The organism is Dongshaea marina, assembly GCF_003072645.1.
GTDB lineage: Bacteria > Pseudomonadota > Gammaproteobacteria > Enterobacterales > Aeromonadaceae > Dongshaea > Dongshaea marina.
The window spans coordinates 1,803,031-1,822,915 of the sequence record NZ_CP028897.1; the positions used below are offsets into that span (position 1 = coordinate 1,803,031).

The window sequence follows — 19,885 nt, forward strand, 5'->3', positions numbered from 1 at the left end:
TCATGGCTGGCAGTTTTCCCTCTAAGTTGGTCGCGAGCCACAATATTCTGGAGCTGGGTTTTAACATTACCAGTGCGATTAGTCATCCAACCATCATGCTGATGAACTCCGGACGAATTGGTCATGAGAATGAAGATTTTTATTTTTATAAGGAGGGGATCAGCATTGAAAACGCCAATATCATTCGGGTATTGGATGAAGACAGGCAGAGGATAGGCCAGCTCTATGGCTTGACCCTTCCAAGTTATCTTGAGCTTATGAATCGTTTCTATGATTTTAAGTGTGACTCCTATTATGAATTTTTTACCCGCTCTCCGGTACACAATAAATTAAAGCTCTGTCCTCCCTCAGTTGACTATCGTTACCTGTCTCAAGATGTTCCATTTATTATTTTGCCCTGGTATAACCTGGGGCTGCGGGCAGGATATGACTCAAAGGTGATGCGATCGATCATCGAACTCTCTTCCCTGTTAAATGGGGCTGATTATTCTGCATGTGGACGCCGTCTTGCCGATCATATTTTCTCCGATATGTCCCTCGATGAGGTATCGGACTTTGTGACCTATGGTGCTGTTAGTGCGATGAAGCCAAGCAAACTGGATAAGGCATCATGACTCGATATTTTTCTGGCGGGAAAGCCAGGGCGATTGTATATATCACTTTGGCTTACCTGAGTATTTCATTGATGAGTGTCTTTGTGAAAGTATCTTCGCAGACACTGCCCTCCACTGAAGTATTATTTGCCCGATTTTTTATCGGGCTTATCTTCGTGATCCCTTTTATTGTGGCCGATAAAGCATTTAGCTTTAAGGTCACCCGGGTCCGGTTTTCCCTGCTAAGAAACCTGTCGGGCCTGGCTTCCATGCTGTTGATGTTTTATAGCCTCAAGCATATTTCAGTCTCCAGCTCTATGCTGCTGATGAATACGGCCTCGATTTTTGTCCCGCTATTGATGTTTTTGTTGTTTGGAAGAAGAACGCAGTGGCGTGTTGTCGCCTGTACTCTGGCTGGTTTTGTTGGGGTGTTTATTATCATCTCCCCGGCCCATTCAGCGGTGTCGAGTTTTTACCTCATACTTGGATTGGCGGCGGCCATATTTGCAGCATTTGCCTATATAGGGATCAAAGAGCTAAGCAAAGATGATTCTGCTTTAAATATCACCTTTTATTTCTACCTGATGAGCTCAATTCTGGTGCCTCTGTTCATGGGGTATGGCTGGAGGCTGCCCTCATGGTATGAGGTTTTTCTGCTATCTCTGGTGGGGGGACTGGGGTTAGCCTTTCAAATTTGCATGACTCTGGCGCTCAAGCATGCCCCTATCACCCGAATAACGCCCTTCATCTTTACCGGGATCATTTTTTCGACTTTGCTCGATTGGGCGATCTGGAGTGTGACTCCATCACTGAGTTTCTGGATAGGTTCACTCTTTATTATTGGCTCAGTGACCACTGTCGCCGCGATGCAGGATAGGCAGGCGCAGCCTGTTTCAACTCCAGGAAGGGAGCCTGCCGTCAGGTAGAGCATTTTTAGTTTAATCAGGGGCGCTATTCACCCCTCAAATTCAAGTACAGCAGAGCAACATGGATGTGATTTGCGTGTCAGCGTTCAAAGTCGAAGCGGCTCTTATGAGAGTGCACCTGTTTATCCGGAAAATGCTCTAAATAACTGTTCCAAATAGTCGATCACTTGAGGCAGCTGTTGAATTGTGAATGAGCAGACCCTCTGCGTCATGGATGACGCGGTGGAGCTTCCATGGATGGATTCATAGCGTGCCTGCCAGCACTATCAACAGATGTAGCAGTAATAGGATCAGCTATTTAGAGTGCCATCAGCCATAGGTTGATGGAGATGAAACTGAGCAAGGTGGTGGCAACCACCACAAAGGTTTGGGTTTGGGCCCCGAGCTGATACTTGTTGGCGATGATGTAGTTATGGGTTGCCGTCGGGCTGGCACACAGCAGCACCAGTGCGACGAGATAGTGATGGGGGAGCTGCATGGCAGAGCCGACCCCCAGGGCGATGGCCGGGAATAGCAAAAGCTTAAATAGGGTGATGAGGCTAATGGATGCTATGTCTTCACTGCTTTTCCAGTGCTTGAGGTGGTGAGCGCAGGAGATCCCAAGGGCAAAAAGGGCAACCGGTGCCGATGTGGCCCCCATAAAGTGCATGAATTTCGTGAGCTGAGCGTTGAGGGGGATGGCCAGGGAGCCCGCGATAAAACCCAGCAGGGAGGAGGCGATAATCGGATTGGTACACAGCACCTTCGCGGTGCGTTTGATGATAAACAGCAGGCTACTGCCCTGGGGCACTTTGTGACTCGTGGTGATGACGATTTCAATCACCAAAATCGTCAGGGTAAAGAAGATGATGTTCTGGATAGCCATCAGTGGAATGGCCAGTACCGGGGAGACAAACACCAGCATGAACAGTGGGATGGTAAAGTAGGCCCCATCGACCTGGCTCACCGCAATTGAGCTCATAATGCTCTCGGCCAGGCTTTTTTTCATCACCTTAAAGCTTATCAGCAGGAGCAAACCTATGATGATCAGCATGGAGATGATATAGGCCAGAGAGTATTGAAACTCCTGAACACTGAAGTGACTGTGATAGCAGCTTAAGAATAGGGCAATGGGTAGAGCGATATAAAACACAAAGTGGATCAGAGTCAGATCCGAACCTTTTTTAAATATTTTGCTGTGGCCCATGATGAACCCAAGAAAGATGGCCAAGAATAGTACCGATGTGGTTGCAAATACCTTTTCCATAAGGATCCCTGTTGGTGGTGAGCGGGGTTGAGCCCTGTAATATTCAAGGCTGGTTATGAAGAAAGCCGCTGAAGTGATAAGACTTTTAAGTAAAAGAGCGAATGAGTGTAAGGGGGAAAATGGCTGTTAACAATTATTTAACCTTGGAACTGCGACTTAAGTCACTTGGGCAGCGGGAAGGAAAGCAAGATAAGCCTAAAAGCCAGGGGATTCTTTGACGACACTGGGAGGAAGGTAAATTGTAAATTCTGTCATAGGGCAGATCAGTACGCTGTGGGCATCCTGTTGCTCCTGTGGGCTAACCAGACCCATGTTTGATAATAACCCAAAGTTTGCGCACTCAAGCCTCGCTGCCTGTACCGGTATTTTGTCATGCCACACACGATAGGAGCCAAGTTGTCCATCACGTCTTCGATAGAACCCGGTAAGAGGATGGGTTAGGAAAGCAAGGGCCGTTTCATCATCTGCAAAGCCGCTCAGACAGAGTTTGGAGGCTGGGACCTGACTCAGGGAAACAGACGCAGGTGCCCACTGAGAGTGAGTATGCATCTGATATTTTGTATAGCGATTTTCCTGATCGCAATATTCACAATCAAAATGAATTTTTCCGCGATACCAGGGCAGCTTCCAGAGGTACTTAGGGAGGGGCAAGGTCCATGAGTCAAGAGTGGTCCCAAGAAACCAGACACAGTGCTCTGCTGTTTGGGTATCCTTAACATAGATGCGGTAGTTGGTTTGGCCCATGGTAAATTTGGGGAAGGGGTAGACCGCAGAGGTAAAATCGATATCGATAAAGGGGACTACAGAGAGTAACGCAAGCTCTTGCCCCGAGATGTTGATGAGGTCCGGGGCAAAGCGTGGCGGGATCAGGGGAGCAATCCGCTTGGGATCGATGGCATAGCTGATGATCGCAAAGTGCTGCAATTTACACTCAACATCAATCCCTTTCGGCGGGGTTTTTGCTTGTAATAGGGTCTCGAACCTGAGCCTGGGTTGCATTGTCTCCTCGCTGGCCACTCCTATTGAGTGCAGGCCTGGCTATTTACTCACTACTACGATGCCGGATTCGGTGACCGTATGACCATTAGCCCTGTCTTGAGCGTGGTCGTAACCTATTGTGCTGTTATCAGCAATGGTGACCCTTCATTGATGATTGCGCGCCTAAGTTTGGCATTTCGGCCTATGGTAACGTCTTCGGCGAGGATCGAGTCCTCCACCAGGCTATAGCTGTGCACCTTGCAGCGGGGTCCAAGGATCGAGCGGCGAACCTTGCCACCACTGATGATACAGCCTCCGCACACGTAAGAGTCCAGGCTTTGCCCCCGTCTATGGTCATCATCAAAAACTGTCTTGGCTGGAGGATCATTGCTGAAGCTGGAGTAAACCGGCCAGTGGTAGTTGTAAAGATTCAGGTGGGGTGAGACGTCAATCAGATCCATGTTGGCTTCATAGTAGGAGTCAATGGTTCCGACATCCTTCCAATAGCCCTTCTCTTCGGGCTGCATTCCAGGAATGATATTTTCGTTAAAGTTATAGGCGAACACCCGGTCACTCTGTCCCAGCATCATGGGGATCACATGCATGCCAAAATCCAGATCCTGATGGTGCTTTTTACCCATCTTGAGGATAGCGATCAGCTTCTCCCTGGAGAAGATGTAGTTCCCCATGGAGGCCAGGCAGGTATTGCGACCCGGTATAGTTGCGGGATTTTTGGGCTTTTCGGTAAACTCGGTCACCCGGGCCTCTTCATCAACGGAGAGAACTCCAAAGCGGCTTGCCTCATCTTTACTGACCTCAAGGGCCGCGATCGTAATATCGGCCTGACTGTGAGTGTGGGCATCGATCATCTGGCGTATATCCATCTTATAGATATGATCGCCACCAAAGACCGCGACATAATCGGCATCGGAGCACTCAATAAAGCGCAGATAGTGATTGATTGCATCTGCGGTGCCCTGGAACCAGGCCTCACTTTCACTGCTGGTTTCAGGCGAGATGGCATCAAAAAATTCATTCATCCCGGTTCTTCGTCCCCAGGAGTCCCGAATATGTTTATTCAGGGAGTAGGAACGATACTGGGTCAGAATATAGACATTCTTGATGTTGGAATTGAAAAAATTACTGAGGACAAAATCGATGATCTTGTATTGCCCCCCAAAGGCGACACAAGGCTTTGATTTGTGCAGGGTGAGAGGACTGAGGCGGGATCCTTTACCGCCGGCCAGCACCATGGCGAACGTCTTTTTGGGGACGGGAGGGTGAGCTGTCATAACTTCTCTCCATGTGTGAGAGCTCTGAAAGCCTGAGCAAGCAGCGCCGAAATTAAGTCACTCCTTTGATGCTAGCTAATTTTGTGGATCAAATACCAGTAGAACCCGGCATTTGTCGAATAAAGATTAACCTTGATCAATTCAATCGGGCTAAGATAGACAGATCGAAGCAGGGGGAGTACCACCTTCGTTAATGGATCTGAGCCAGGATGGATATTTACCAGTTTTTGCAGCAGCACCAGATCAGCTACCAGCGTTTTGATCATCCAGCGGTCTATACCTGTGAACAGGCGAGTCGCCTGCGCCCCGAACTGCCCGGAGCTAAGTGCAAAAATCTCTTCCTGAGGGATAGAAAAGGGCGACGTCATTTTCTGGTCGTGGCTTGCGATCATAAAATCGTTGATCTCAAGGCTTTGGCCGAGCAGCTTGGGTTATCAAGGCTGGGCCTGGCGTCGGCAGAGCGCTTAAAGCATTACCTGAGTCTGGAGCCGGGAGCGGTGAGCCTGCTGGCGATCATTCATGATTGTCAGCATAGAGTCGAGGTGGTGATTGATCGGGCGATCTGGAGCCAGGAGATACTACTCTGTCACCCCCTGGTCAATACCAGTACCCTGGCTATTCCAAAAATTGCAATCCAGACACTCCTGACAGAGACCGGGCACCAGCCTCTGATCCTGGATATCCCGGCCAGAGCTTAGCTTTGAGCAGGGGGCAAGTCAGGGGAATATCAACCTTATGCAAGGTTTTTGAGCGGGGTCCCGAGTCTGTGAGTATAGAGCCTGGCTAAGGCTCTATACAGTGTATTTTTACAATACCAATGCTCCCGCCAGTCGGTATAATCTGCTGTTTTTGATCCCCCAAATTTCCAGGCACCCAATGCGTATTCTTCACACCTCAGACTGGCACCTTGGCCAGTATTTTATCACCAAGAGTCGTGCCGCTGAGCACCAGGCATTTATCAGCTGGCTGCTTTGCCAGGTGAGCGAACAAGAGATTGATGCCCTGATCATCGCAGGGGATCTTTTCGATACCGGCGCTCCCCCGAGCTATGCTCGCGAGTTGTATAACCGCTTTGTGGTGGATCTCAATCGCCTGGGCTGTCAATTGGTGGTTTTGGCTGGGAACCATGATTCGGTGGCTACCCTGGGTGAATCGCGGGAGCTGCTCGCATGCCTGAATACTCAGGTGATCCCCAAGGTTAGTGATGACCCTGGTTCACAACTGCTGGTGTTAAAAGATGCTCGCGGGGAGCCGGGAGCTATCTTGTGTGCCGTGCCCTATATTCGCCCCCGGGATGTGATGAAAAGCCGTGCGGGTGAATCCGGAGATGAGAAACAGCAGGCTCTGGGTGAGGCGATCGCAGAGCACTATCAAAGGCTCTACCAGTTAGCACAGGAGCTGCGCGAGAGTTATGACGCATCTCTTCCGATTATCGCGACCGGCCACCTGACGGCGATGGGGGTTAGCTGCTCTGAGTCGGTGCGGGATATCTATGTGGGAACCCTGGAGGCTTTTCCCGCCTCGCTTTTTCCGGCGTTTGATTATATTGCCCTGGGTCATATTCATCGTCCGCAGCGGGTAGGTAAGACAGAGCATATCCGCTATTCTGGCTCGCCTATTCCCCTGAGCTTTGATGAGCTAGGGAGCCAAAAGCAACTGCTGGTTGTTGAATTCACCGGAGGAAAACTCAGTTCGGTTGAGCCGCTTAACATCCCTTGCTTTCAACCCATGCAGGTCATCAGGGGTTCTCTTGCGAAGATAGAGCATCAGCTTGAGGCTCTGGATGACTCGGCTGAGCTTGCGCTATGGCTGAGTATTGAAGTACAGGGGCAGGAGTATCTTCACGATCTGCAGCAGCGGATCTCGGCGATGATCCATGGGCGTAACCTGGAGATACTCCAGTTAAGACGGGCCAGGGAGCGTTCGGGGCTCGCCTTGCAGCAGACCAAAGAGGTTCTCACCGAGCTAAAACCCCATGAAGTATTTGAAAAGCGCCTGGCTCTTGAGAGTTTTGAAACTGAGGACGAGCTCAGGCGGCGGGAGCGGTTGTGTCACACCTTTAGCCAGATCCTGAATCAACTTGAGAGCCGGGAGGAGCGGGCATGAAGATCCTGAGCCTGCGTTTTAAAAACATCAACTCCCTGAAGGGAGAGTGGAAAATCGATTTCACCCGGCCGCCTTTTTCTAACAACGGGCTATTTGCGATCACCGGGGCGACGGGGGCGGGTAAAACCACCCTGCTGGATGCGATCTGCCTTGCTCTCTACCACGAGACTCCAAGACTTGGAGGGATCTCAGCTTCCAGTAATGAACTGATGACCCGGGGGACCGCGGAGTGTCTTGCCGAGGTTGAGTTTGAGGTCAAGGGGCAGGGCTACCGGGCTTTTTGGAGCCAGCGCCGCTCCCGGGGGAAAGTGGATGGCAATCTGCAGGCCGCCAACGTCGAGTTAGCGCGAATCGAAGATAATGAGATCCTGGCCTCTAAGATCAAGGATAAGGCTGAGCAGATAGAGGCTCTCACCGGCCTGGATTTCAAGCGCTTCACCAAGTCGATGCTGCTCTCTCAGGGGCAGTTTGCTGCCTTTTTAAATGCCGATGCCAATGACAGAGCCGCCCTGCTCGAAGAGCTGACAGGAACGCTCATCTATGGGCAGATCTCGGAGCAGGTGTTCCTGCACTACAAAGACAAAAAAACAGAGCTTGAGCAGCTCAAGAGTCAGCTTGACGCTGTGGCCCTGCTTGATGATGAGAAGCTCAGTGCGCTCAGGCAAAAAGAGCAGCAACAAAGCACGTGTGAAAGGGAGCTTGAGCGGGAGCTACAAAAGGGCCAGTCGCACCTGCAGTGGTGGCGTGATGAAACAGCAGCCCAGCAGGCGCTGGAGGAGGCCAGCTCTGAACGGCAGGTGGCTCTTAAGCGCCTGCAGCAGGAGCAAGCAGATCTCCAGCGTCTGGAAGAGGCTGAGCCCGCCGAAAAACTGCGCCAACCCTTTAACCTTTGTCTGACAACCAAGGATAAATTGGCTCAGGTACAAAAAGAGTTTCAGCAACTTGCTGAGCAAAAGAGCGAGCTTGAGGCAGAAACTCTCAAGGCTCATGCTGCATGGCAGCAACAGGAGTCTGAACTCAGGCAGTTAAAGGCGCAGCATGCTCAAAAGAATCTTTTGATAGAGAATGAGGTTTTGCCCCTGGATCAGCTCTGTAAACAGTTGAATCAGGAGCTTATTGAGCGACATGAGAAACAGCAGCAACAGCTAAGCCAGCTTACGGAGCAGGAGCAAACTCTTCACAGTGAAGGTCTGCAGCAAGCCGGGATTGAGCAAAAGTTTAAGGGGCTCGAGGAATACCTGGCCAGTCATGCCGGGGATGCTGAGTTGGATGGGCAGCTTAAGCTCTGGAGGGTGGAGTTTGAGCGCTTAGCGGATCTTGCCCGGGAGCAGAGCTCTCTTAATCAAAAAAATATCCTCCTGCAGCAGCAACAACGGGAGGCCGAGCAGTTTCTGGAGAGCCATCAGCAGCAAGTGGCCAGAGAGACACTGGAGCTTAATCAAAAGAGTCAGGCTCTGCAGCAGATTGAGATGCAGCTCACCCAGCTGACTCGCCAGCAGGATGCTTCTTCGCTGCAGCAGCAGATCCAGCAATTGACCGCCGGGCAGCCCCTTCGCTTTGAACTGCAGAGTATCGCAGAGGACTATCTTGCTCAGCAGCAGGAGTTACACCTGGCCTCCCGGCAGAGGGAGGAGCTCAGCAGCGAGCTTGAATCGATTCAAAAGCAGCTTGATGAGGAGCGGCTGCGTTTTAAAGAAAAAAGAGCGCACCTTCAGGATCTTCAGGCATTGGTCGAGAAGGAGCGGCTTATTCTCAGCCTGAGTGAAGCCCGTGCCAGGTTGCAGCCCGGCGAGGCCTGCCCTCTGTGTGGCTCGACAGAGCACCCCCTGGTCGATAGCTATCAGGTTTTGGAGTTATCTGACTCAGAGCGGCGGACTCAGACATTGCAAACCGAGCTTAGCGCGCTCGAGCAGCTGGGCCAATCCCTCAGGGATGAGGTGCAACTAAAACAGGCAAAGTATGCAGAGCTCGAGCGCCGGCTGGATCAGCTTGGTCAAAAGCAAGCCGGGTATGTCGAGCGCTGGCAACAGCTGGTTTCAGAGCTACACCTTGAGCTGACCCTGGGGAATGGCGAGCAAATCGAGGGCTATCTTAGTAAGACACAGAGTCATATCGAGGCGCTTAATCAGCAGCTCCGGGAGATCCAGCAACTGCAGCAATCCCAGGGGCAGCTGCAGCATCAGCAGATGCAACTCATCCAGGCCCATAGTGAGAGCCAGCACCAGCAGGTACGTCACGAGCAGCAACTTACCCAACTCAAGCGAGAGCAACAGCTGTTGGCAGAGCAGCATCAGCGCCTCGATGAACAGCAGCAACAACTTGAGAAGGGGTTATTACAGCAACTAGAGCCTCTCGGGTACCAATTGCCCGGAGATGGACAGCAGCAGGGCTGGCTGGAGCAACTGGAGGCATCTGCAAACCGCTGGAAACAATCTGAGCAGGAACGGCAGGGGCTAATCCTACAGCTTCTGGAGCAGCGGGACAAAGTTGAGCGCCTCACCCATCAGCGCGATGCGCAAAGGCTTCTGCTTGATGAGCATCAGGCAGAGCTCAATATCAAACAGCGAGAGTTCGATGAGAAGCGCCAGCTCAGAGTACAGCTATTTGCTGAGCAGGATGTTGATGAGGCCCGCCTTGAGATGCGTCAGCAGCTCCTAACGCAGGAGGAGGCTCAGCAGAGCAGCTTGACCCATTACCATGGGCTGAATCAGCAGCTCGAAAATCTAAAGGGGGGGGCGAGAGGCTTGAGCAGGATTGTCAGAAGTTGCAGCATGAGGTTGAACATCTGAGTCTGGAGTGGCACACGGCATTGGAGAATAGCCCGTTTGACGATGAAGGGGCATTTCGTCTGGCCCTGCTCAACGAGCAGGAAAAACAGCACTTATCTCGGCTAAAGCAGCAGCTGACGATCCAACTTGAGCGCTCGCTGGCCCTGGAAGAGCAAGCCAGGGAATCCCTGGATCGCATCCATGGAGCGGAGCATGCGAAGTTATGGAGCCAGCTGCCAATGGCTGAGGTGCAGCAGCAGTTGGTCGCCCTGGGACAACAACTCGATGCCCTTCGCGATCAGCAGACCGAGCTTCGGGTTTCACTTAAGCATGATCGGCAGTTACGTCAGCAGCAGGCAAACCTGTTGGAGCGAATGGCACAGCAGCAGCTGGAGTATGATGATCTAAGTTATCTCAATGCCTTGATCGGATCTAAAAATGGCGATGCGTTCCGTAAGTTTGCACAGGGGCTGACCCTGGATCACCTGGTACACCTGGCCAATCGCCAGTTGCACAAGTTACATAGTCGTTATCAGTTACAACGAAAAGCGACCGGTGTTCTGGAGCTGGAGGTCCTGGACCTGTGGCAGGGGGATGAAGTGCGGGATACCCGAACTCTGTCTGGTGGGGAAAGCTTCCTGGTCAGCCTGGCCCTGGCCCTTGGGCTATCGGATCTGGTGAGTCATAAAACCTCTATTGAATCTCTATTTCTAGATGAGGGTTTTGGCACTCTGGATAGCGAAACCCTGGACACCGCGCTTAATGCCCTGGATAACCTCAATGCATCGGGCAAGATGATCGGGGTCATTAGCCACATTGAGGCGATGAAGGAGCGGATCCCGGTACAGATCCGGGTGAAAAAGAGTAACGGTCTGGGCGTCAGCCGGTTGGCTGCTGAATACGCAATTTCAAGCTGATTTAATTCACAGAGTTTGGGAACAACTCGGGCAAATATCTGGATGACTCTGTGGATAACCTTGTCTAGGGCCCAGAGGGGCAGGTCACGTAAAACTTGGGCAGTTTTTGCCCTGGCCCTCGCGTCATCCTTGGACAGGGATCCAAAGGGTTGCGCTGTGCTCGCGGCCCGCGGGCAGATCTGCTAGGCTGCCCTCTCTAAGCCATCAATATGGATATAACCATGGATAGAATACAGCTTTACTCCCTTGCAACCCCCAACGGCCAGAAGGTGTCCATTGCTCTTGAGGAGCTGGGTCTCCCCTATGATGCACACACCATAGATATCATGGCCGGTGATCAATTCTCTGATGAGTTTATCCGGATCAATCCTAACTCGAAAATTCCCGCGATTGTCGATCTGAATCCGGACAATATTGAAGATGGCCAGCCCCTGCCGATCATGGAGTCGGGGGCTATCTTGCTTTATCTGGCTGAGAAAACCGGCAAGCTGCTTTCGGCGGATCCGCGTCTTAGAGTTGAAACCCTGCAGTGGTTGTTTTTCCAGGTCGGTGGAATTGGGCCCATGTTTGGTCAGTTTGGTCACTTCTATCGCTACGGACGGGACAACTGCGATCATCCTTATCCGGTCGAGCGCTATGCAACCGAAGCCCGGCGTTTGCTCGGGGTGCTGGAGACACGTCTTGAGGGCCGCCACTACCTGGTGGGAGAGGCCTACAGTATTGCGGATATTGCGACTTTTCCCTGGGTGATCTGCCTGGATCGTTTTTATGAGGCGAGTGAGAAGCTGGGGCTGAGCGAGTTTCCCAATGTGGCAGCCTGGGTGGAGCGTTGTCGCTGTCGTCCGGCCTCGGTGCGAGGGCTTGAGGTATGCCGGATAGAGCGTGATTAAGGGCTAGTCCGATGGACAGGTCTTCTTCGCGGGGCTAGTGAAGAAACAGCCAGTACACCAGTAGGTTGATGGCTGTGACCGGTACTCCATACAGGGCGAATCGATAAAAGGAGATCCCGGGCTCGCCTCTTTTCTCTGCATTCTGAATGATGATGAGGTTGCTGGCGGCACCGAAAATCAGCAGGTTTCCGGCAACCGTGCTTCCGGCGGCCAGCGTCATGTAAGCACTAAGCTCATGGGCATGGCCCTTGAGCACAGGAAGGTAGAGTGCCACCAGAGGGACATTGGAGGTGAGCTGACTCACCAGCGCAGAGACAAGCAGGATCCCTACGCTACTGGTTGGGGTATGCTGCATATAGTCTTTCAAACTCGAGGTATCCCACACGCTTTGGATCAGAATGAACATCCCGATAAAAAAGATCAGGGTGTGCCAATCCAGCCTTAACAGAATACCCTTGCGCTGGCGCGAGAGCAGCAAGATCAGTGAGGCGGGAGCCAGGGCAATCCAGTGCAGTGGAACAGAGGGAAGGCGGATGAATGAGGCCGTAATATTGTAGGCGATCATCATCAACGCCAGGGCGGCTGCGATGACACTCAGGCGCAGCAGCCCGGACTGTCTGGGTTGAGGCGTGATGGGCTCAGCCGGGACAAGGGGCTGTTTCCGTAGCAGATACAGGATCAACAGATAGAGCAGCAACAGGTTGATCAGGGTTGGCAGCGCCAGGTAGCGGAAAAAGACAATAAAGGGGCTTTCGATCGGTGCGCCGAGTGCGATCAACAGGTTTTGCGGATTGCCTATCGGTGAGGCGATGCTGCCAAGAGTGATCGCAAATGCCAGCCCGAGCAACAGGGGCTGTGAGTGACAGCCCCGATGACGAGCGACCTTGATCAGCAAGGGGTCGCAATGATGGCGACCGTGTCGTTCATCAACAGGGCCGAGAGCCCCCCATTGCGAAAATGATAAGCGCCACTAATTTAGCATGGGAGCAACTATCACCCAGATAGCGAGGGATCAGCTCACTGAAATAGCCACTGCTTTCAATGGCCTGGCCGAGTACAAACATGCCGAACAGAAAAGAGATGATCTCCCAATCGATTGCCCGCCAGGCATCTGAGGGGAGATCTGCCCGCTCGCCAGGGCCACCAGGGCGCCGACTGTCATGATCTGCCAGATTTGCACCGGGAATGGCAGTAGCTGGCGCAACGCGATCCCGACAAATACCAGTAATAAAACGCTCAGGGCAAGTGACATCGCGTGTTATTTCTCATGAAAAGACAAGGCGGCTCTGCGAGTCGTGAGCCGCAGGTATATCAGGATTTAGCCGGGATCAGAACCACCTTGGTACCCTCGGCAAAGGCATGGTAACTGTTCAGATCTTTGGCTCCATTTGCCCCATAGGCCACCAGGAACTTATATTTTTCACCGGGCTTGATGCTGTAGTTGAAGTTAGCAATGGCGGAGCTCAGCGGCAGACTGAAGCTTAGCTCCGTCCAGCCCTCTTTTTGTGAGCCTTTAATATCTGAAAGCAGCTGGTCTGCAGCAACCTTGGCATGTGAGGTGTAGCCATTTCCATACTCGGTCGACAGGACCGGCTTGCCTGTTTTTGGGTCAAAGTAGCCGATCACGAATTTCGCATTTTTCATATAAAAAGAGGGCTCAAGACCGATGGCGATCCAGCCGGTTGTTTTTGCCCTGAGATCAAAGTGGATCCGCTGATCTGTTGCCTTCCAGTTCACCGTGACGTTATTGTAATTTATCTGGCCTGGCTGTTGTTGTGTCTTGGCCATACAGGAGGAGAGGCCGAGTAGTAAAAGTAGTGAAAATAGAATTTTCTTCATAGTGACTCCGTGTCGCATCTTGTACAGGCTAATTTCATCAGTTGAGGGTAACCAACTCTGATGTCTGACTCAATGCTCCCTTTATGATATCCAGATCACGAAACCTGAATAAATAATCTTAAAACCATGGGCTATATCCGTTTTTGATAGCGGGAATTACCGGGCTTGTTAGAGTTTATCTGTCTTTATCCATGTCTTACCCAGGCTTGGAGGGGTTTCTTTGTGACCCAGGGAGGGGAGCAAAGCCGTCAGAGCCAGCTTACATTTAGCACTCCTCTTCTCAATTTCAATGACTGAGAGAAAGAGAAAACAATGAATCAACGATTCAGCCTTTTTATTCTTTTATTGCTGTTTTTTGCCAGCCGCGCCGGGACAGTATCGCTTCATAAGCAGGATAACTATTATCGGGTGTTTATCAATATAGCCAGGGGTGATCATTATCAGACGGGCAGGGGCTGGCGACCGCCGTTCATCGCCGCGTGACTGGATACTCCAGTGATCTCAAGGGGTTGGTTCAGTTTGCTGAATCTTTGATCGAGGAGCAAACTCAGGTGAGTCAGCAGCAGGCTTATACCATTTTGCAAAACCGTGCGGATATCTTGTTTGGTAATCTTCATAAAGAGTATCAAGATGAACTACAGGGGTTTATTGATCACTATACGGCTTTGGATCCCTCCATTTCGGCAGCAGATATCAAGATTACAAACTTCTTTGCGGATATAGCCCTGCCGACCTCCTGCTCCTCCTATGCGGCCTGGGGGAATAAGACATTGGATGGGAAAACACTCTTTGGGCGTAATCTGGATTTTGCCGATCCCAACCTATCAATCCATCACAGCTATGCGGTGATCACCATTAAGGAGCAAGGAAAGAGCTTTACCCAGATTGGCTCCTTACTTATGCCTTTTTCAAATCTGACCCTGTTTAGTAAAACACTCTCTTTGTCTGCATTGATTGCAAACATCGGGGAGCCATTGTCAGTAACTTCGGGCTCTTATGCCCTGGGGTATGCTTATCGTGATGCGATTGAACACTCGGATACTTTGGCGGGGGCTAAAAAGATCCTGAACCGTTATCAATATACCTGGGGCTCTCTGACGGCAGTGGCTACCCCTCAGCGCTCTGCAATTTTAGAAGATGCCATGGGCTATGACAGAGATTATCGTTATTACAATAGTGTGCTCAATTCAGATATTGAGCCTAAGTTTAATTCCGGTTATCAGCAGATCGCAGCGGTAAACACCTTCATGCTGCCGGAAAACCCCCTGTATTTTTACAGCAGACTTTCGCTGCTGCAGTTGGATAATCAAACGCGCTGGCAGGAGTTTTATCAGAGGACCAATAATAATCATCCTGAGACCGAGCAGAACGTCATGAATCTGATGGATTACCATAAGGCAGATATCGCGGGGAGCACCACAGACATCTATAACCATGAGACGCTGCTATCTGTCATCTATCGTTTTGGGAGTAAGTATGCCTGGGTTGCCTTTAACTCGGATAAGGTGAATCCGGATCAGATGAAGTATCAAAAAGTCTCTTTGTTTACTCGCTGAGTGGGCTGTGGATTGTGGTTGTCACCTCGCTGGCATGAGAGTGGGGTGATGCCCTATCTTTGGGAGACACTTTACTCTTTCCTGGTTGTTGCAAGTTGTAGCTGTTGCTGGCACCACTGGAGGGCAGCATCATATTCGGTGAAAAATTTTACCTTGACGATATCGGGAGATACAGTTTCAAAGTGCTTTTGGGCCAGGTGTTGATGCAGGTGCATACTGGGTAGGATGGCCTGGCAGACTAAACCATGATCCAACATGTATATTAGTAAATCATCAAATAGCTCCCATACCCTTGGGGTCCCCAGATCCCACTGCCTCTGGTCAATGACGGTTCCCCAGGGTGCCTGGCAAAGCTCAAGGCTTTTGCACTTAACCTCCTCACAAAACGCTTGTGCAACGGTGTCGCTCCAAGGGCCATATCCTTCGATAAACATGATAGGAGGGGTGACTTTTACCTTAAAGAAACCATGCATAGTGTGGCCGATAGCGCTAATGCTACAAGGAAGACATACTATTATTTTAGCCATATCTTTTACCGTCCGGAACTATTGCTAGTCATAGATGGCGATGATTATCATCCCCGATAACCTTTCCTTGTCGGTGCCCATACCTCCTGCGTATTAGCGGGGAGACGTATCCTTGCTATACAGGATGTATCAATGCCGTGTGAGGCATGGTGTCGTTGCCAACGTAGCGAGAGCAATGGACTGCGAACTGGAGAGGGCTATCTGGATGGTAGCCTCCTGAGAGCGGTTTTTTTGCGGTAGGGCTAGACCGGGAGATAGCAAAAGAGGCCTGCTGAGGCCTCTTTGATGAAAGCTTACTCCGCAGTGGCTGGCTGCAGGATCTTTTGCTCTGGTGAGGTTACAGTCATCGCCCCTGAATTGCTGCCAATCTTATGGATCAGGATGATGGCGATAAAGCCGATCAGGGCACCGAACTTCTCGAAGAAGCTCCCCACAGTCAGGTGAGAGCCATAGGCCTGTCCCAGGACCACCAGGGCAATAAACACCATGGATAGCACAGGGGCGATTGGGAACCACTTGGCCTTGTACTTGAGGCGTGACAGATCCCCTTTAAGGACTCGCTTTCTGAAGCAGTAGTGGCTCAGGGCGATTCCAAACCAGCTGATGAAACCACACAGCGAGGAGATCCCAAGCAGGATGGAAAATAGCTTGCCGCTACCAATAAAGGAGGAGAGGAATACCACGGCGCCGATGATGACGGTGGCCAGCAGGGCATAGATAGGCAGACCATAGCTGGTGGTCTTTTGGAAAATTTTGGGAGCCTGCTTTGAGTTACCCATGTGCCACAGGGTACGGGTCGAGGCGTACATGCTGGCGTTCGCTGCAGAGATGATGGCGATCAGCACCACCAGGTTGATGAGACTCGTTGCATAGCCTTTTCCGAAGAACATCTGGAACACCAGGGTAAAGGGGCTTGACTCAACGCTTCCCTGGTTCACCAGGCTTGGGGTGTTAAAAGGCAGCAGCAGGCTGATACACAGTGTGGTCAGGATGTAGAAAATAAGCAGGCGCCAGAACACGGCTTTGACCGCTTTGGGGATATTCTTTTCAGGGTTTTTGGTTTCACCTGCAGTGATCCCGATAAGCTCACATCCCTGAAACGAGAATCCGGCGATTAAAAAGACAGAGATAAACCCGCTCAGGCCGTTATGGAAAGGGCCATCCGCCAGGGTGAAGTTTTGTACGCCATGCCCGGGGGTTTTATAGATGAGAGCCAGGCTAAGCAGAATGAAAATAACAATAACGGCCACTTTAATAAAGGACATCATATATTCTGATTCGGCATAGACCTTGACGGAAAATAGGTTCATTCCCAGGACCAGGGCAAAGAATATCCCTGAGATCAGCAGATCCGGAGCATGGGGGAACCAGAATTTTACAATAATAGTGGCGGCTGATATCTCGGCTGCCAGGGTGATGGCCCAGTTAAACCAGTAGTTATAGCTCATGGCAACGCCGAATGATTTATCGACGTACATAGAGGAGTATTCACAGAAAGAGCCCGAAGTCGGACGATCGGTTGCCATCTCCCCAAGACTGGTGATCAAAAAATAGACCATGATGGCGATCAGGGCATAGGCTGCGATGGAGCCTCCGGGGCCGGCGGTATGAACGGCGTAGCCGATCGCCAGGAAAATGCCGGTACCAATTGAGCCCCCTAGGGCGATCATATTCAGATGTCTGGCTTTAAGGTCGCGTTTAAGCATAACAATAACTCAAAATAATTTTTATGATTCATTTCACGCACGGCAATAATTAAAAAAGGAAATAAGGTATCCCTCATCACGAATAAATAGATGAATGCCGTAACTTAGCTAAACAGGTTATAAATTAAATAACTGTCATCAACTTCGCTGTAACAAAACTGATTCTAAACTGAATAGCCTGAATAATTTCGTTCGTGCGAAAGGACTGAGCGAGTGAATCATAGTCGGACTATCAAGCCCAACATGCTTAAGACGCTTGCTGAAAGATTTATTTGTTTTGTAAAAGCCTTTTGCCAGCATGGCAGTTGGCAATAAATTCCTAAACACCGAATCGGTATCGGCATTGATTGTAACGATCATGAGTTCCTGCACCTTCACATCAGGTGGAGAACTATCAAAAAAGGGAAAGAAAGAAGGTCCTCGAAAAGGGAGGGCGAGCGACTTCATAACCCCTTCAAGTAGTGCTCCATAGTGACTAAATACTATGGCAGTGTTGAGCCTTTCGGGTTCAACCCCAGCAAAGAGAGCTGATGGCATCTCTTCACTTCGGCATCGACTCCTTTCTGTGGGGGTCCTTGGTTATCACCCTCGCCTCACATACTGATAATCAATGCGGCCTCTACTTAAGGTTGCTGGCCATTCTACTCCAGAAACATGACAAAGCAAGTGGTTTTACCCCTTGGATAGCTTCTAAGCGATTGATCTTTGTTACAGCTTTGTAACCCTTATAGGACGTGGGGTCCAGGGCAATTGGTAATTTTTTGTAAGGGGAGCAGAGGCTTATTTAAAGAAGTGTGGGGCAGCTCTCAGGCTGCCCCAATGATTTATTCAGCGTCGGCTAAATTCAGATTGCTCTTACGGCGTATCGAATGTAGGCGCAGGGTGATACACAGGACGATAAACAGCGCGGCGCAGGTGGCAAAGCCGATGGCGGTCGACTGGGTGATCCCAAGTACCAGGTAGCCCGTCAATGCAATGGTCGCCACGGTTAGTGCGTAAGGAAGCTGGGTCATCACGTGATCAATGTGATGACAGCTTGCCCCCGTCGAGCTGAGAATCGTGGTATCTGATATCGGCGAGCAGTGATCACCAAACACAGAGCCTGCCAGAACCGCGGAGAGCATTGGCAACATCTGTGCGATATCACTGGCGGCAGCCAGATCTCCGGCAATGGGTAGCATGATTCCGAAGGTGCCCCAGCTGGTTCCGGTTGAGAAGGCCATGATCCCGGAGAGAATAAACACCAGAGCCGGGAGCAGGGCGGTTGGAACACTATGCTGTGCCATCGAAGCCAGGTACTGACCGGTTTGGGTATCCTTGATCACACTGCCGATACACCAGGCACCCAGCAGGATCCAGATCGCCGGAAGCATGGAGCCAACGCCTTCACGCAGAGCCAGCAGCCAGTTATTCAGGCTCTGGCGCTGGGGGAGCATCAAAATGATGGCACTGGCAAGGCCTGCCAGGCTACCAAACACTAAAGAGATCCCGACATTGGTATTTTGCAATGCGCCGAGGATTGAGAAGCCAAGCTCCTGCTCATCAAGTGCCTTGGCACCGCTGAGCAGCATAAAGACGATGGTGCCGAAGGTCAGTATCGCAATCGGTACCAGCAGATCCCGGACTCGTCCCTTTTCGGAAACCGGCAGATCCTGGCTGGCTCCCGGAGGAGTGCCCTTTGCTGGATCATAGAGCTCACCCTCGAGAGCACGCTGCTCATGCTGCTTCATCGGACCAAAGTCGTACTCCATCAAGACCACAAACAGCACCATCAACAGGGTGAACACGGCATAAAAGTTCATCGGTACCATCTGGGCAAATACCGACAGGGCAGATTGTCCGGTCAGACCATGGGCCGCGACTATGCCGCCGATGAGGGCGATAATATAGGCTCCCCAGCTGGAGATCGGCATCAGTACACACACGGGGGCAGCCGTCGAGTCCAGCAGATAGGCAAGCTTGGCCCGGGAGATCTTAAAGCGATCCGTCAGTGGTCGGCAGATGGTTCCAACAGACAGCGAATGAAAATAGTCGTCAATAAAGAACAGGAATACCATCAACCCGGTGAGCTTCTTCGCTTGCTTGCGGGTGCGGATATAGCGGCGTGCCCAATCGGTGAAGGCCCGGGTAGCGCCACTGATGGTCATCAGGCTGATCATGCAGCCTAACAGCAGCAGAAACAGCAGGATACAAACATTGTTCTGGTTCAGAGCTCCGGATTGCCAGAAGATACCGGAGAGGGTTGAGCCAATATATTGAGCTGCATCCAAGGGATTTCCCTGGGTCAGGAGCAGGGCTCCTACAATAATACCTGCGCCCAGAGAAAGCAGTACCCTGCGGGTCGCAATCGCCAGAGCGACCGCCGTCAGAGGCGGCAGGAGTGAAAACACCGAGTCGGCATAGTGGGTAATCATCATCTGTCATTTACCTTAAATATCCGGAAGAGACGAAGGCAGTAACGGTCAGTGGATGCTCCTTGAGGAGTCTTAATTTCCAGTCACCAAAGCCCTTTGAATTTGTGCTCTATCCTGGTTGTCGTGG

Annotated in this window: 17 protein-coding genes, 1 pseudogene and 1 riboswitch; of the genes and pseudogenes, 9 read left to right on the top strand and 9 right to left on the bottom strand. The window is 51.2% G+C overall.

What is annotated here, in order from left to right:
- Positions 1 to 2 precede the first annotated feature (2 nt).
- Together DB847_RS08735 and DB847_RS08740 are read left to right on the top strand one after the other, a co-directional pair.
- On the top strand, positions 3 to 614 hold the full coding sequence (locus DB847_RS08735) for an NAD/NADP octopine/nopaline dehydrogenase family protein (RefSeq protein ID WP_159084488.1): 612 nt from the start codon (positions 3 to 5) through the stop codon (positions 612 to 614).
- Positions 611 to 1,519, top strand: a complete 909-nt coding sequence (locus tag DB847_RS08740) for a DMT family transporter (protein WP_108650332.1) — start codon at positions 611 to 613, stop codon at positions 1,517 to 1,519. Before DB847_RS08735 ends, DB847_RS08740 begins: the two co-directional genes overlap by 4 nt.
- Before the next feature lie 298 nt (positions 1,520 to 1,817).
- On the opposite strand, the gene DB847_RS08745 is transcribed toward DB847_RS08740, so the two are convergent.
- The 3 genes and pseudogenes from DB847_RS08745 to glgC all read right to left on the bottom strand — a co-directional run bounded on the left by DB847_RS08745 (position 1,818) and on the right by glgC (position 5,035).
- Positions 1,818 to 2,765 (bottom strand): AEC family transporter, encoded by a 948-nt coding sequence (locus tag DB847_RS08745; RefSeq protein ID WP_108650333.1) that lies wholly within the window; start codon positions 2,763 to 2,765, stop codon positions 1,818 to 1,820.
- 195 nt (positions 2,766 to 2,960) lie between these two features.
- Complete coding sequence (locus tag DB847_RS08750; protein ID WP_108650334.1) at positions 2,961 to 3,764, bottom strand: DUF2071 domain-containing protein; 804 nt, start codon at positions 3,762 to 3,764, stop codon at positions 2,961 to 2,963.
- 39 nt (positions 3,765 to 3,803) lie between these two features.
- Positions 3,804 to 5,035, bottom strand: a pseudogene (gene glgC / locus DB847_RS08755) (glucose-1-phosphate adenylyltransferase).
- A 209-nt stretch (positions 5,036 to 5,244) separates the two neighbouring features.
- On the opposite strand from glgC, the gene DB847_RS08760 reads away from it, so the two are divergent.
- The 5 genes from DB847_RS08760 to DB847_RS08780 all read left to right on the top strand — a co-directional run bounded on the left by DB847_RS08760 (position 5,245) and on the right by DB847_RS08780 (position 11,716).
- Complete coding sequence (locus DB847_RS08760) at positions 5,245 to 5,733, top strand: prolyl-tRNA synthetase associated domain-containing protein (RefSeq protein WP_108650335.1); 489 nt, start codon at positions 5,245 to 5,247, stop codon at positions 5,731 to 5,733.
- Between the two features lie 178 nt (positions 5,734 to 5,911).
- Positions 5,912 to 7,141 carry an exonuclease subunit SbcD gene (gene sbcD / locus DB847_RS08765; RefSeq protein ID WP_108652939.1) on the top strand — a complete coding sequence of 410 codons (1,230 nt, stop codon included), beginning with the start codon at positions 5,912 to 5,914 and terminating at the stop codon, positions 7,139 to 7,141.
- Positions 7,138 to 9,930: an AAA family ATPase gene (locus tag DB847_RS08770; protein WP_108650336.1), complete on the top strand. Its 2,793-nt coding sequence runs from the start codon at positions 7,138 to 7,140 to the stop codon at positions 9,928 to 9,930. Before sbcD ends, DB847_RS08770 begins: the two co-directional genes overlap by 4 nt.
- Complete coding sequence (locus DB847_RS08775; RefSeq protein WP_108650337.1) at positions 9,906 to 10,826, top strand: SbcC/MukB-like Walker B domain-containing protein; 921 nt, start codon at positions 9,906 to 9,908, stop codon at positions 10,824 to 10,826. Before DB847_RS08770 ends, DB847_RS08775 begins: the two co-directional genes overlap by 25 nt.
- Before the next feature lie 221 nt (positions 10,827 to 11,047).
- Entirely contained in the window at positions 11,048 to 11,716 is a 669-nt protein-coding gene (locus tag DB847_RS08780) for a glutathione binding-like protein (protein WP_108650338.1), read from the top strand.
- 34 nt (positions 11,717 to 11,750) lie between these two features.
- On the opposite strand, the gene DB847_RS08785 is transcribed toward DB847_RS08780, so the two are convergent.
- The 3 genes from DB847_RS08785 to DB847_RS08790 all read right to left on the bottom strand — a co-directional run bounded on the left by DB847_RS08785 (position 11,751) and on the right by DB847_RS08790 (position 13,555).
- Positions 11,751 to 12,611, bottom strand: a complete 861-nt coding sequence (locus tag DB847_RS08785; protein ID WP_108650339.1) for an SLC13 family permease — start codon at positions 12,609 to 12,611, stop codon at positions 11,751 to 11,753.
- Between the two features lie 117 nt (positions 12,612 to 12,728).
- The gene (locus DB847_RS24320; RefSeq protein ID WP_159084489.1) at positions 12,729 to 12,968 is read right to left on the bottom strand and encodes a hypothetical protein; all 240 of its coding nucleotides are present in this window, start codon (positions 12,966 to 12,968) and stop codon (positions 12,729 to 12,731) included.
- Between the two features lie 59 nt (positions 12,969 to 13,027).
- On the bottom strand, positions 13,028 to 13,555 hold the full coding sequence (locus DB847_RS08790) for a DOMON domain-containing protein (RefSeq protein ID WP_159084490.1): 528 nt from the start codon (positions 13,553 to 13,555) through the stop codon (positions 13,028 to 13,030).
- A gap of 312 nt (positions 13,556 to 13,867) precedes the next feature.
- Here DB847_RS08790 and DB847_RS24325 point away from each other — a divergent pair, with 312 nt between their 5' ends.
- Positions 13,868 to 14,038, top strand: coding sequence for a hypothetical protein (locus DB847_RS24325; protein ID WP_159084491.1), 171 nt, complete (start codon positions 13,868 to 13,870; stop codon positions 14,036 to 14,038).
- Positions 14,035 to 15,111: a C45 family peptidase gene (locus DB847_RS08795; protein WP_108650341.1), complete on the top strand. Its 1,077-nt coding sequence runs from the start codon at positions 14,035 to 14,037 to the stop codon at positions 15,109 to 15,111. The genes DB847_RS24325 and DB847_RS08795 overlap by 4 nt, the downstream gene beginning before the upstream one ends.
- Positions 15,112 to 15,182: 71 nt before the next feature.
- On the opposite strand, the gene DB847_RS08800 is transcribed toward DB847_RS08795, so the two are convergent.
- From DB847_RS08800 to DB847_RS08815, 3 genes are all read right to left on the bottom strand, one after another.
- On the bottom strand, positions 15,183 to 15,638 hold the full coding sequence (locus DB847_RS08800) for a hypothetical protein (RefSeq protein WP_108650342.1): 456 nt from the start codon (positions 15,636 to 15,638) through the stop codon (positions 15,183 to 15,185).
- A 293-nt stretch (positions 15,639 to 15,931) separates the two neighbouring features.
- A complete protein-coding gene (locus DB847_RS08805; protein ID WP_108650343.1) occupies positions 15,932 to 17,344 on the bottom strand; it encodes an amino acid permease in 1,413 nt (470 codons plus the stop codon).
- Between the two features lie 451 nt (positions 17,345 to 17,795).
- A riboswitch (Lysine riboswitch) is annotated at positions 17,796 to 17,974 on the bottom strand.
- Between the two features lie 194 nt (positions 17,975 to 18,168).
- Positions 18,169 to 19,761, bottom strand: a complete 1,593-nt coding sequence (locus DB847_RS08815; RefSeq protein ID WP_108650345.1) for a Na+/H+ antiporter NhaC family protein — start codon at positions 19,759 to 19,761, stop codon at positions 18,169 to 18,171.
- Positions 19,762 to 19,885 lie beyond the last annotated feature (124 nt).